This window comes from Streptomyces sp. NPDC091371, from assembly GCF_040684275.1.
In the GTDB taxonomy this organism is placed as follows: Bacteria; Actinomycetota; Actinomycetes; order Streptomycetales; family Streptomycetaceae; genus Streptomyces.
This window is the reverse complement of the sequence record NZ_JBFBFP010000009.1, coordinates 219851-232866: the sequence shown is the minus strand read 5'-3', so window position 1 is coordinate 232866 and position 13016 is coordinate 219851. Positions and strand designations below refer to the sequence as shown.

Genomic DNA, 13016 nt, shown 5'->3' with positions numbered 1-13016 from the left:
GCGAACCGAGCTCCGGCGCTCCGCGCCTCCGCCCCAAGGACCCATTCCTCCCCGGCCTGAAGGCCGGGGCCTCCTGGGAGAAATCAGGTGAAGCTTCCGGCCGACACGCACGTCGTCGTGTGGTGGCTGACGGACTCCCCCCAGCCGGCGGACGCGCAGAGGGGCCGACGCTCGTCACCCGGGACAAGTACATCCCGCTCTACGATGTCCCCGTACTGACCGTCTGAGCTCGCCGCGTCGCCCCCGCCGGAGAGACGCCGACCGGCCTAGGAGCACGACTCCGTGACGAGTGACGCGATAGCCCGCCCGGCACCGGTGGAACCGGCCGCGGCGAAGCCGGGAAGGGCCTGGTGGCCGGGGCCGTACCTGGTGGCCGGCGGGATGTTCCTCGTCTACCTCGTGCTGTCCATCGGGCGGTTCCGGCGGATGGAATGGGCCTCCTGGGACCTGGGGATCTTCGAGCAGGCCATCCGCGCCTACGCCCACTTCCAGGCACCCGTCGCCGACCTGAAGGGGCCCGGGGCCAACATCCTCGGGGACCACTTCAGCCCGGTCATCGCGCTGGCCGCGCCCGTCTACCGGCTGTTCCCCGGCCCCGTCACCCTGCTGGTCGTGCAGGCCGCCCTGTTCGCGCTGTCCGCCGTCCCCGTCACCCGGGCCGCCGGGCGGCTGCTCGGGCGGGCGCGCGGGATCGCCGTCGGGGTCGCGTACGGGCTGTCCTGGGGGATCCAGCGGGCCGTGGAATTCGACTTCCACGAGATCGCCTTCGCCGTGCCGCTGATCGCCTTCTCCCTGGAGGCGCTGCTCTCCCGGCGCTGGCGGGCCGCGCTGCTGTGGGCGCTGCCGCTGGTCCTCGTGAAGGAGGACCTCGGCTTCACCCTCGCCGCCCTCGCCGTCGTGGTGGCCTGGCGGGCCCGGTCCACCGACCGGCGGGCCGCCTGGACGGCGGTCGGTGTCGCCGCCGCGGCCGTCGTGTTCGCCGTCCTCGTCTTCACCGTCTTCATACCGGCCTTCGCCACCGCGGGCTACGGCTACTGGGACAAGATCCACGGCGCCGGCCCCCTGGCCGGCCTCGGCACCAAGCTCACCACCCTGACCTGGGTGCTCCTGCCCACCTCCGGGCTGCTCGCACTGCGCTCACCGCTGCTGCTGGTCGCCGCCCCCACCCTCGGCTGGCGGTTCCTGTCCGGGGACGACCACTACTGGTCCACCGACTGGCACTACAGCGCCGTCCTGATGCCCGTCGTCGCCCTCGCCCTCGTCGACGCCGTCGACACCCTGCGCCGCGCCGACCGCCCGTGGCTGCGCTCGTACGCCCTCCAGATGCCCACCGCCGTGCTCGCCGCCTCCCTCGCGCTCGCCGCGACCGCCATGCCGACGTCGAAGCTCGTCGAAGCGAGCACGTACGAGAAGCCCGCCCGGGTCACCGCCGTCGAGCGCCTCCTCGACCGGATCCCCGACGGGGCGACGGTGGAGGCCGACACCGGGCCGCTGACCCGGCTGACCTCCCGCTGCCGCGTGCTGTGGGTCGGCGGCAGCAAGGGCGTGGTCCCGGACTGGATCGCCCTCGACAACGGCTCCAAGTGGGCCGGCGAGGACCCGACCGCCTACGCCACCCAGCTGCACCCCGGCGAACGGTTCACCCTCGTCGACGAGGTCGAAGGCGTCGTCCTGATGCGGCGGGCCTGAGCGGACGGCAGGGCGCCGGCCCGGGACCCGAGGTCCCGGACCGGCGCTCCCCCCGTGCGGCCGCGGCGCCGCCTACTCGCTCGCGATCGCGTTCAGCACGTTCATCCGCCCCGCCCGGAAGGCCGGCACCAGCGCGGCCAGCAGACCCACCAGGGCCGATCCGGCGAACACCCCGAGGATCGTCGGCCACGGGATCTCCAGCACGTTCATCCCCTCCAGGGCGAGCAGCTGCTGTGCGCTCGCCCCCCAGCCCATGCCCAGCCCGAGGCCGAGCAGGGCGCCGAAGAGGGCGATGACCACCGACTCCAGGCGGATCATCCGCCGCAGCTGGCGGCGGGAGAGGCCGATGGCGCGCATCAGGCCGATCTCCCGGGTCCGCTCGACCACCGAGAGGGCGAGGGTGTTCACCACGCCCAGGATCGCGACGATGATCGCCAGGCCGAGGAGCCCGTAGACCATGTTCAGCAGCTGGCCGACCTGGTCCTGGATGGCCTGCTTGTAGTCGGTCTGGTCGCGCACGGTGTACTGCGGGTGCTCCGCCACCGCCGCCTTGACCGCGGCGTACGTGGCGTCCTTCTGGGCGCCCTTCTGTCCGTCCTTCGCGCTGGCCAGCAGCATGAAGGGGCGTGCCAGACGGTCGGCCGGGACGTTCGCCTCGGCGAGCGCGGTGCTGACGTACTTGATGCTCTTGTCGATGCTGCCCTCGTCGAGGGTGATCGCGGCGACCTTCAGCTTGACGGTGTTGCCGCCGGTGAAGGCGACCGTCAGCTCGTCGCCCAGCTTGATGCCGTGCGTGGTCGCGTACTCCGACCCCACCGACATGGAGTCCTTGCCGTACGCGGCCGCGTGCTCGCCGGCGACCATCTTGCGCCGGATGTCCTTGGCGTACGACGGGTCGTTGGCGCCGAGTTCGACCTCTTCACTGCTGCCGTCGGGGGCGGTGACCTTGGCCGGCACCTCCCGGTAGGCCGTGACGTGGTCGAGGCCCGGGACGGAGCGGACCGCCTGCTCGGCCTGCGGCATGAGCGGCTGGCCGGTCTGGGAGTTGATGATGTAGTCCGCGCCGACCTTCTTGTCGAGCTCCTCGGTGGCGGAGGCCACCATCGAGGAGCCGACCACCGACAGGCAGGCGACCAGCGCGAGGCCGATCATCAGCGCGGCGGCGGTGGCGCCGGTGCGGCGCGGGTTGCGCAGCGCGTTGCGCTCGGCGAGCCGGCCGATGGAGCCGAAGGGCCGCAGGACCGCGCCGGAGAGCACGCGGACCACGCCCGCGGCGAGCAGCGGGCCGATCACGATGAAGCCGATGAGGCTGAAGACGACACCCAGGCCCAGCCAGGCCGATCCGGCCGTGGCGTCGTCGGCGGCCGAGGCGAGGAAGAGCCCGGCGCCGCCGATGCCGGTGAGGACCAGGCCGAGGAGGGCGCGGCGCATGCCGGCCTTCCTGTCGCCGGGGGTACCGGTTTCACGCAGGGCGGCCATCGGGGAGACCTTGCCGGCCCGGCGGGCCGGGACGAAGGCGGCGACGACCGTGACGACGACACCGAGGACGACGCCGATGACCGGGGTGGTCCAGGCGATCGTCAGGTCGTCCGTGGACAGGTTCATGCCCATCTGGCCCATGAGCTTCATCAGACCGACGGCCAGCCCCACGCCGGCGCCGATGCCGAGGACCGAGCCGACCAGGCCGAGCAGGAAGGCCTCGACGACGACCGACTTCAGGACCTGCCCGCTGTCGGCGCCGATGGCGCGCATCAGGCCGATCTCCCGGGTGCGCTGGGTGACCAGCATGGCGAAGGTGTTGAAGATCAGGAAGATGCCGACCAGGAAGGCGATGAGGGCGAAGCCGAGCATCACGTACTTCATGATGTCGAGGAAGGAGCCGACGTCCTTGCGGCCCTGGTCCGCGGATTCCTTGGCGGTCTGCAGCTTGAAGGTGTCGGCGCCGACGGCGGACGCGATGCCCGCCTTGAGCTGCTCGTCGCTGACGCCGTCCTTGGCGGTCACGTTGATGTTGGTGAACAGGTCGGGGGCGCCGAGCAGTTCGCGCTGGGCGGTGGCCGTGTCGAAGTAGACGACGGTGGCGCCGGGGTTGGTCACCTTGAAGGTGGCGATGCCGGAGATCTTGGCGCGGAAGTCGCCGGTGACGGCGATGGTGCGCAGTTCGTCGCCGAGCTTCAGGCCGTGCTTCTTCGCCGTGTCGGCGTCGACCATGACCTCGGTCGGGCCGCGCGGTTCGTGGCCGGAGCTGACCTTCATCGACTTGAGCTCGTTGTCGTTCCAGCTCGCGGCGATCGTCGGGGCCCCGGAGGTGGGGCCGACGTTCTTGTTCCGGTCGTTGACGACGGTCACGGACAGGGAGACGACGCTGCCCTGCGCGGACTCCACGCCCTGCACCGTGGAGACCTTCGCGACCGCGGCGGCCGGGATGGTCGCGGGCCGGGCGTTGGCCGGGTTCTCGACGTCGTCCCCGGCCCCGATGCTCTTGCCGGAGACGGTGACGTCGGCGCCTGTGGTCGCGAAGAGCTTCTCGAAGGTGGCGTTCATGGTGTCGGTGAACACCAGGGTTCCGCAGACGAAGGCCACGGAGAGCAGGACCGCCACGGCGGACAGCGCCATCCGCCCCTTGTGCGCGACGAAATTGCGCCGCGAGGTCTTGAGGACGGTGTTGCTCACGACGTCCGCCCGCGCGCGTCGAAGTCCTTCATCCGGTCGAGGACCTGGTCGGCGGTGGGCCCGTACATCTCGTCGACGATCCGGCCGTCCGCCAGGAAGATGACGCGGTCCGCGTACGAGGCGGCGACCGGGTCGTGGGTGACCATGACGATGGTCTGGCCGAGCTCGTCCACCGAGCGGCGCAGGAAGCCGAGGACCTCGGCGCCCGCCCGCGAGTCCAGGTTTCCGGTCGGCTCGTCGCCGAAGATGATCTGCGGGCGGGCCGCGAGGGCGCGGGCCACGGCCACGCGCTGCTGCTGGCCGCCGGAGAGCTCGGTCGGGCGGTGCTTGAGGCGGCCGGCCAGGCCGACGGTCTCCACGACCCGGTTCAGCCACTGCCCGTCGGGCTTGCGCCCGGCGATGTCCATGGGGAGGGTGATGTTCTCCAGGGCGTTGAGCGTGGGCAGCAGGTTGAAGGCCTGGAAGATGAAGCCGATCCGGTCGCGGCGCAGCTGCGTGAGCTTCTTGTCCTTCAGCCCGGTGATCTCGGTGTCGTCCAGGAAGATCTTCCCGCTGGTCACCGTGTCGAGGCCGGCGAGGCAGTGCATCAGGGTGGACTTGCCGGAGCCGGAGGGGCCCATGATCGCGGTGAACTGGCCGCGCATGATGTCCACATCCACGTCGTCGAGGGCGACCACGCGGGTCTCCCCGGTGCCGTAGGCCTTGACGACCGCACGCGCCCGGGCCGCGACGGCTTCATGCCCTCCAGTACCCCCGTGCCTGGTTTCGGTCATAGCCGTTGTCACGGTCGTTCTCCTTCTTCGGTGTTGCGGTCGCCGCCGTCTGAAGTCTGTGGCGGGAGGGGGGCGCGGCGCGCTGGTGCCCATCGCCGTATCCGCCCGGGGGTTAACCCCACCCCCGGCCCCCGGCCCGTATGTCCCAGTTAAGGAGCTGCCCGGACCCCGCACCTCATCCGCCGGGACGAACGGTCCCTGGGCCGTCCTACGGAGCTCCCCTTAGGGGTTGTCCACCCTTCGGACGATGCGTGCTGGGGGATACCGGCGGGCATCGCAGCGGTGAGATGGTGTTCCCCGCATATACGTGTACGGGGAAGGGATCTTGTGGTGAGCGCAGGGGAGAGCGCGGCCGGCACAGCCGAAGCCGCGGGTACGACGCCGGCCGGGCGACCGGCCGGTGCCGTCGTCGCCTCGCTCATGCTCGGGATGGCGCTCGTCGCCCTCGACAGCACGATCGTCGCCACCGCCGTGCCGCAGATCGTCGGCGACCTCGGCGGTTTCTCCGTCTTCTCCTGGCTCTTCTCCGGCTACCTGCTCGCCGTCACCGTCACCCTGCCCGTCTACGGGAAGCTGACCGACACCCTCGGCCGCAAGCCCGTCCTCCTCTTCGGCATCGGCCTCTTCCTCATCGGCTCGCTGCTGTGCGCGGCCGCCTGGAACATGGCCGCCCTCATCGCCTTCCGGATCGTCCAGGGCCTGGGCGGCGGCGCCCTCCAGGGCACGATCCAGACCCTGGCCGGCGACCTCTACCCGCTGAAGGAGCGGCCGAAGATCCAGGCCCGGATGTCGACCGTGTGGGCGGTCTCGGCCGTGGCCGGGCCGGCGCTGGGCGGGCTGCTGGCCTCGTACGCGCACTGGCGCTGGATCTTCCTGATCAACCTGCCGCTGGCCGGCCTCGCCCTGTGGATGATCTCCCGCCACCTCGTCGAGCCCGTGCGCTCGCCCGGGCGCCGGGGCCCGATCGACTGGGCGGGCGCGCTCGGCGTGTTCGCCTGCGGCGGGCTGCTGCTCTTCGCGCTCGTCCAGGGCGGGGTCGCCTGGCCCTGGCTGTCGGCGCCCTCCCTCGGGCTGCTGGCCGCCAGTGCGCTGCTGGCCGTCGTGGTGGTCCGGGTGGAGCGCCGGGCCGAGGAACCGATTCTGCCCGGCTGGGTCTGGCGCCGGCGCACCATCGCCGCCGTCAACCTGGCGATGGGCGCGCTCGGCCTGCTGATGGTCGCGCCGATGGTGTTCATGCCGACGTACGCCCAGTCCGTGCTCGGCCTCGGGCCCGTCGGCGCGGGGCTGGTCATGTCCGTGATGACCCTGAGCTGGCCCATCACCGCCGCCGTCAGCCAGCACGTCTACCGGCGCATCGGCTTCCGCGACTGCGCCGTCGTCGGGATCGCCCTGGCCGCGGCGATCCTCTTCGCCTTCACCCTGCTGCCCCACCCCGCCCGGGCCTGGCAGCCCGCGCTGATCATGCTGCTGCTGGGCGGCGCCCTCGGCCTGTTCCAGCTCCCGCTGATCGTCGGGGTCCAGTCCACCGTCGGCTGGGCCGAGCGCGGCACCACGACCGCCTCCGTGCTGTTCTGCCGCCAGGTCGGCCAGAGCGTGGGCGCGGCGCTGCTGGGGGCCGTCGCCAACGCCACCCTCGCCGCCCGGCTCGGGAACGCCCCGATGCCCGGGCTCCCGGACCACCTGGACGACGTCGCGAAGGCGCTGGACCAGCCGGGGCTCCTGCCGCGGGCCGCCGCCGAGTACCTGCGCGAGGCGGTGGCCGGGGCGGTGGAGAACATCTTCCTCGGCGCCACGGCGGCCGCCGTGGCGGCACTGCTGGTCCTGCTGCTGGTGGCGCCGCGGAAGTTCCCCGTACTGCCGGAGCAGGAGCAGTAGCGGGAGCGAGACCGGCTTGTCATGACCCCAGCCATTCGGGGACCCTGTGACCAGGACCGCTTCCGGGGGGACGACATGGCATCCACACTCTTCGCACTGGCGTTACTCGCCGCGCTGACCGTCCCGGTCGGCCGCCGCCTCTACCGCCACCCCGGCTTCGTCACCGGCCGCGACGGCCGCCTCTCCACCTCGACCACCCTGGCCCTCGCCTGGACGGTCATCCTCGTCTGGCTGCTGCTCGCGATCCTCGCCCACGGCCTCACCGCGGGCGGCGGGGTCGCGTACTTCCAGGGCCCCGACGGCCCGCTCTCCACCCTCACCACCGTCTACCTGCCGCTGCTCGGAGGCCCGTACGCGGCCCTGATCGGTGCGAAGACGGTCGTCGGCATGCGGCTGGAGAACGGCAGCATGGCCAAACCCGCACCCAAGCCGACCCCTTCGGGCCGCCGCCCGCTGCGGGAGCTCGTCGCGAACGACAGCGGGCGGGTGGACCTGGTCGACCTCCAGTACGTCGCCCTCAGCGCGGTGACGATGCTGTACGTGGTCCTGTTCTTCCTCGCGGACGCCGGCGGCGGGCTCCCCCGCCTCCCCGCCGAGATCTGGGCCCTCACGGGCGCCCCGGCCGGCGCGTACCTGATCAACAAGATGGCGGTCCGCGCGAACCCGGTCATCACGGACGTCACCCTCGCCGGCTCGGCCCTCACCATCGAAGGCGGCGGCTTCACCCCGGACCCGGCGGGCCCGCCGCCCCGGGTCACCGTGAACGACACGGCCGTCCCGGCCACCGCCGACCCCGCGACGGGCACCCTGACCGCGGCCCTCCCGGAGTCCGCGAAGCCCCCGTTCACGGTGGTCGTCTCCACACCGCGCGGCCTGCGCAGCGACCCGCACCGCTACGAGCCGGCCGCCCCGTCCGTCCCGGCGCAGCCCGCGGGCCAGGCGGCCCCTTCCGAAGCAGGGCGGTGGGGGCCGGCCCGGCCGGGGGCGCTCTAGGGGGTGTCCGGCGGATCAGGGCCGGACACCCCCTAGGCCTCGCCCTTGTGCCGGGCGTAGTAGCGGGCCACGCGGGCCCGGTTGCCGCAGGCCGACGCCACGCACCAGCGGCGGCGGGGGTGCGCCGGCAGGAAGACCAGCACGCACCCCTCCCCCTCACACGCGCGCACCTTGCCCACCCGGGGGTCGGTGAGCAGGTCGGCGACCGCCTCGGCCAGCTCCGCCGCCAGCCTCCCGGCCGGGGTGCCCACCCGACGCGCGGCCGCCGTCGGACCGGCCTCCTCGCTCCAGCCCAGCTCTCGGTGGACGGGCGCCGCGGCCAGGGCCCCGTTCAGCACGGCCAGCGCCCCGGCCGGGGGCCGCTCCCCGGCCCGCACCGCGTCGAACGCCGCCCGCGCGGCCTCCCGTACGCCCCGCACGGCCGCCACTTCGGCCTCGCCCACCTCCCCGACCGGCGCCAGCCGCCCCTCCTGCTCGGCCAGCCACGCCGCGAGCCCGGACGGGTCGGCGACCAGGTCACCGAGGGCGGTGTCGGTGTTGAGGAGGTCGAGGGCGAGGGGCTCACCGGTGAGCGGAAAAGTCGTCGTCACCCCCTAATGCTAACCCCGCCCCTTGACGCATTAGTGATCACCGGGAGAGACTAATGGGACCGAGGCCTCAGGAGGCATGTGATGACTGTTGTCCAGCACCGCACCGTCGACGTCGACGGAGTACAGGTCGCCTACCGCGAGAGCGGCCCCGCCGACGGCCCCGTCCTGCTGCTCCTGCACGGCTTCCCCACCGCCTCCCACCAGTTCGCCCGCCTGATGGACGCCCTCGGCGACACCCCCTGGCGCCTGATCGCCCCCGACTACCCCGGCTTCGGCCGCACCCAGGCCCCGGCCTCCTTCACGTACACCTTCGACAAGCTCGCCGACACCATCGAGCACTTCACCGACGCCCTCGGCCTGGACCGCTTCGCGCTGTACGTCTTCGACTTCGGCGCCCCGGTGGGCCTGCGCCTCGCCACGCGCCGCCCGGAGCGCATCACCGGCCTGATCGTGCAGAACGGCAACGCGTACGAAGAGGGCCTGTCGGACATGGCCCGCGAGTTCACCGCGCTCCGCCGCGAGGTCCCCGGGAACGAAGAGCAGGTCCGCGGCCTGTTCACCGAGGAAGGCACCCGCTTCCAGTACGAAGCCGGCGTCGCCGACCCGACCCTCGTCTCCCCCGACAACTGGACCCTCGACGCCCACTACCTCGCCCTGCCCGGCCGCGCCGACGCACAGGCCGACCTGGCCTTCGACTACGCGTCGAACCTGGCCCTCTACCCGGCCTGGCAGTCCTGGCTGCGCACCGCCCGCCCGCCGGTCCTGGTCGTCTGGGGCGCGGGCGACCCCTTCTTCACCCCCTCCGGCGCGAAGGCGTACCTCCGCGACGCACCGGACGCCGCCGTCCACGTCTTCGACGGCGCGGGCCACTTCGCCCTCGAAACCCACCTCGGGGTCATCACCCCGCTGATCGCGGCCTTCCTGAGCGACCTCCCCTAGTGCTGTGACCGGCAAGGTTCACCGGGTCACAGCACTAGCCGCCGTACCGCCGGAGCCCGGCCGCCGCCCGCACGTCCGCCACCGCGCGCTCGCGGTCGACCGGCGGCGGCTCGAACCGCCCGGCCGCTGCACGCACGTGCTCCTCCCAGCGGTCCTGCCAGAACTCCACCGTCCAACCGGGCCACCGCCGCGGCATCTCGTACGCCTCCGCCGACGCCCCGAGCACCCACCAACCCACCCGGCGCCGCACCGGATCGACATGGACACCGGCATCGGCCGCCACCCGGCACACCCCGTGCTCCGGCCCACCCGCCAACCGCGCGAGCAGGGCGGGCCCCTCCCGGACCGGATGGTCGTTGACGTTCGCCAACAGGTGGCAGCGGTCCGCCCCGACCGTCACCACCGCCACCATCGGCTCGGGCTCGGCCAGCATCTCGTCGCCCGGCCCGATCACCGGCCCCACCACCAGCCCGCCCTCGCGATCACGGACGCGTTCGGGGTCCAACCCCAGGTACGCCCGCACCTCGGCCGGGCCGTCGTACATCCACCGCACGTCCCACCCCGCCCAGGCCTCCCGCAACAACTCCAGGGTCGCCGCCCGGTGCCGCATGACGGCACTCGGCCCCTCCCAGGCAAACAGCATCAGCACCTTCCGGCCCAGGTCGATCAGCGCCGCCCCCTGGCAGAACACGTCGTCCAGCCACCAGTCGGTGACCCGGAGCCCCCTGACCATCGAGAGCGCCTCCGCCGGCCCCGCCAACAGGTCGAGGTCGAGCCCCACCGCCCCGAACCGGGACAGGTACAACTCGAATTCACCGCTCTCGCGGACGACGACGTAGTTCGCACGCTCACCCATCCGCCCAGCATGGGCGCCACTGGCACCGGCCCGCCACGAAATTGACGACCGCCCGGGCCGGTGTCCCGCCGGTTCCGACGGGGCCGGGCGCACGCCGGGGCGTCCCCGCAGGGCTCCGAACTGGGCCGCCCTCGGCCCACCGACCCCTGGAAACGTTCGGAGCCCGAGGAGACGCCCCGGCGGGAGTCCGGCTCCGGCGGAACCACCCCGCCCCCGCCCCGGCACGCCACCAGCCCCGGCGGAACCACCCCGACCCCCGCCCCGGCACGCCCCCGGCCCAGGACCCGGTCAGCCCTCGGCCGGAGCACGGCCCAGGACCCGGTCAGCCCTCGGCAGGAGCCCGGCCCGTCAGCGCCGCCAGGCTGGCGCGGACGTGGTTCATGTGGGCCCGCATCTCCTCCTCCGCCTCCGCGTGCTCCCGCAGGACCCGCTCCGTCTCCCGCCCCACCCGCTCCTCCTCCACCCGCGCCTCCGCCACCAACTCCGCGGCCAGCGCCTCCGCGTCCTCCTGCCCGTGCCGCGCCGCCTCCTCCGCCTCCGCGAAGCCCCGCCGCGCCTCCGCCAGCCGCGCCTCCGCCTCACGCTCCAACTCGGCATGCCGCGCAGCGAGCTCCGCCTCCCGCGCCGCCAGCTCCCGCCCCGCCGCGTCCCACCGCTCCGCCTGCTCCTGCTCGCGCTCCGCGAGCACCGCGTCCGCCCGCCGCCGCGTCTCCGCGAGACCCGCCGCCGCCTCCGAGCGCCACTCCGCCGCGTCCTCCCGCGCCGCCGCCCGCGCCTCGTCCGCCTCCCGCTGCGCCCGCAGCAGCCCCTGCCGGGCCCGGACCTCCGTCTGTTCCCGTACGGCCTCCGCGTCCTGCCGCGCCAACTCGGCCACCCGGTCCGCGTGCGCCTCCGCCGCACCCCGCGTCGCCGACGCGTCCCCGCGCGCCTCCTCCCGCAGGGTCTGCGCCTCCTCCTGCGCCAGCAGCAGGATCCGGCGGGCCCGCTCGCTCAGGTCGTCGTACATCTGCGGCCCCACCGCCGCCAGCGCGGCCACGGCGCCCCGCAGCCGCTCCGCCTCCGCCTCCATCCGCTTCGCCAGGACGGTCAGCCGCGCCACCCGCTCCCAGGCCTCGTCGCGACTTCCGGACAGCCGGGCGAGGTACCGGTCCACGTCCTCCACCCGGTAGCCACGGCCGCGCACGATCGCAATGGGGGCAGTCATCCTGGTAGGGCCTCTCTCGCGGGGATTCCTGTCAAGGATGCGCCATTTGCTCCCAGAAGCCCGAATGGCCGGGCCGAAACCCCTTTCAAGGGGTCTCGGCCCGGCCATTCGACGTCACGCGGGCGGCAGCGCTACAGCAGCCCGTCCCACATCTGCTCCAGCAGCACCGACCACCAGCTCTCCGGCGAAGCCAGCGCCGCGCTGTCGAGCCCCGCCAGGTTCGCCTGGAAGTCGACCGTCCAGTGGCCCGCCTGCTCCGGCGTCAGATGCTGGCGCAGCCGCCACATGTGACCCAGCATCGCGAGCGACCGCACGAACTGCGGCAGGCTCGAGTTCACGAACTGCGGCGGCACCGGGGCACCGCCCGGACCGCCCTCCACCGGCACGGCCACGATGTGCGCGGTCCCGTACTGCACGCAGAGCGCCTTGCCGAAGTCGCTGCCGACCACCAGGTACGAACCCGCGTCCGACGCCGGCTGCACCTGCCGCTGCGCCGCCAGCTCGGCCAGCGTCGGCACCGGCTGACCCGGCACCGCCTGCGCCCAGAAGAACGGCCCGAAGTCGACCGGCAGACCCGACCACACCAGCGTCTGCGCCACGATCTCCGGCACGCCCTGACGGGACACCGCCCGCTGGTCGAAGCGGAACACGCCCTGCGGGCCGAACGCCCCCGCCAGTTCCTGCGCGATGGCTTCGAGCGGGATCGCCGGCTGGAGCGGAACCTGCGGCAGCGGCGCCCGCACCGGCGCGGGGCGCGCCGGGCCGTCCGCCACCTGGTGCAGCTCGCCCTGATGGGTGAGCAGGTGCCGCATGCCCTGCTGCCGGCCCGCGTGGTCCTTTCCGTACGGAGCCACGCTGGTGATCCGCACCTGCGGCCAGGTCTCCCGGATCATCCGGGCGCAATAACCGCCGGGCAGCTCGCAGGACTCCAGCTCGGTGTGCAGCTCCAGCACCTGCTGCGGCGGCACGTTCATGGCGCGCAGCTCGTGCAGGATCTGCCACTCCGGGTGCGGGGTGCCGGGCGCCGAGCGGCGGATGAGCTGCTGCTCGGAGCCGTCGGGCGCGCGGTAGCGGAGCACGGCCTGGTAGCCGGGCCCGACCGTGGGCACGCCGGAGGGAGCCTGCGGCGCCTGGGGCACGTGAGGCGGCTGGGGCGCCTGCGGGTGCGCCACGGGCGCGCCCGGCGGCGGACCGGGAGGCGCGGGCGGCTGACCCGTCACAGCAGGACCGGCCAACATCGTCGCCGCATGGTCCAACCCACCACCGAGCGACCCCCCACCAGGAGCACCGGGCGGACCAGGCGGCTGCGGAACCCCGCCACGCGGAGCCCCCGGCGGACCAGGAGGCGCCGGCGGCTGACCCGTCACAGCAGGACCGGCCAGCATCGTCGCCGCATGGTCCAGCCCACCACCGAGCGACCCCGC

General features: G+C 73.4%; 10 protein-coding genes. 4 read left to right on the top strand and 6 right to left on the bottom strand.

The features are described from left to right. The first annotated feature begins 381 nt into the window (after nt 1-381). Nucleotides 382-1689 (top strand): DUF2079 domain-containing protein, encoded by a 1308-nt coding sequence (locus tag AB0O21_RS13905; RefSeq protein WP_365170652.1) that lies wholly within the window; start codon nt 382-384, stop codon nt 1687-1689. A 72-nt stretch (nt 1690-1761) separates the two neighbouring features. Here the strand turns inward: AB0O21_RS13905 and AB0O21_RS13900 are convergent, their stop codons facing one another. Together AB0O21_RS13900 and AB0O21_RS13895 are read right to left on the bottom strand one after the other, a co-directional pair. Further along, a complete protein-coding gene (locus AB0O21_RS13900) occupies nt 1762-4305 on the bottom strand; it encodes an FtsX-like permease family protein (protein WP_365170650.1) in 2544 nt (847 codons plus the stop codon). A gap of 53 nt (nt 4306-4358) precedes the next feature. Further along, entirely contained in the window at nt 4359-5147 is a 789-nt protein-coding gene (locus AB0O21_RS13895; protein ID WP_365170616.1) for an ABC transporter ATP-binding protein, read from the bottom strand. A gap of 318 nt (nt 5148-5465) precedes the next feature. On the opposite strand from AB0O21_RS13895, the gene AB0O21_RS13890 reads away from it, so the two are divergent. Together AB0O21_RS13890 and AB0O21_RS13885 are read left to right on the top strand one after the other, a co-directional pair. Further along, nucleotides 5466-7010, top strand: coding sequence for an MFS transporter (locus tag AB0O21_RS13890; protein ID WP_365170614.1), 1545 nt, complete (start codon nt 5466-5468; stop codon nt 7008-7010). Nucleotides 7011-7085: 75 nt separating this feature from the next. Continuing rightward, complete coding sequence (locus AB0O21_RS13885) at nt 7086-8003, top strand: hypothetical protein (RefSeq protein WP_365170612.1); 918 nt, start codon at nt 7086-7088, stop codon at nt 8001-8003. A 32-nt stretch (nt 8004-8035) separates the two neighbouring features. Here AB0O21_RS13885 and AB0O21_RS13880 read toward each other — a convergent pair whose 3' ends face one another. Then, nucleotides 8036-8593, bottom strand: coding sequence for an ABATE domain-containing protein (locus tag AB0O21_RS13880; protein WP_365170610.1), 558 nt, complete (start codon nt 8591-8593; stop codon nt 8036-8038). Nucleotides 8594-8674: 81 nt separating this feature from the next. Here AB0O21_RS13880 and AB0O21_RS13875 point away from each other — a divergent pair, with 81 nt between their 5' ends. Continuing rightward, entirely contained in the window at nt 8675-9532 is an 858-nt protein-coding gene (locus AB0O21_RS13875; protein ID WP_365170608.1) for an alpha/beta hydrolase, read from the top strand. Between the two features lie 34 nt (nt 9533-9566). Here the strand turns inward: AB0O21_RS13875 and AB0O21_RS13870 are convergent, their stop codons facing one another. From AB0O21_RS13870 to AB0O21_RS13860, 3 genes are all read right to left on the bottom strand, one after another. After that, nucleotides 9567-10388 (bottom strand): hypothetical protein, encoded by an 822-nt coding sequence (locus AB0O21_RS13870; RefSeq protein ID WP_365170606.1) that lies wholly within the window; start codon nt 10386-10388, stop codon nt 9567-9569. A 322-nt stretch (nt 10389-10710) separates the two neighbouring features. Next, the gene (locus AB0O21_RS13865) at nt 10711-11592 is read right to left on the bottom strand and encodes a cellulose-binding protein (RefSeq protein WP_365170603.1); all 882 of its coding nucleotides are present in this window, start codon (nt 11590-11592) and stop codon (nt 10711-10713) included. A gap of 131 nt (nt 11593-11723) precedes the next feature. Then, the coding region (locus AB0O21_RS13860) for an SUKH-4 family immunity protein (RefSeq protein WP_365170600.1) at nt 11724-13016 on the bottom strand (1293 nt) is incomplete at its 5' end.

Bases quoted from the DNA above. Each gene is read 5' to 3' on its own strand.
- AB0O21_RS13905 (WP_365170652.1), top strand. From the start codon at position 382: ATGTTCCTCGTCTACCTCGTGCTGTCCATCGGGCGGTTCCGGCGGATG.
- AB0O21_RS13900 (WP_365170650.1), bottom strand. From the start codon at position 4,305: ATGGCGCTGTCCGCCGTGGCGGTCCTGCTCTCCGTGGCCTTCGTCTGC.
- AB0O21_RS13885 (WP_365170612.1), top strand. From the start codon at position 7,086: ATGGCATCCACACTCTTCGCACTGGCGTTACTCGCCGCGCTGACCGTC.
- AB0O21_RS13875 (WP_365170608.1), top strand. From the start codon at position 8,675: ATGACTGTTGTCCAGCACCGCACCGTCGACGTCGACGGAGTACAGGTC.
- AB0O21_RS13870 (WP_365170606.1), bottom strand. From the start codon at position 10,388: ATGGGTGAGCGTGCGAACTACGTCGTCGTCCGCGAGAGCGGTGAATTC.
- AB0O21_RS13865 (WP_365170603.1), bottom strand. From the start codon at position 11,592: ATGACTGCCCCCATTGCGATCGTGCGCGGCCGTGGCTACCGGGTGGAG.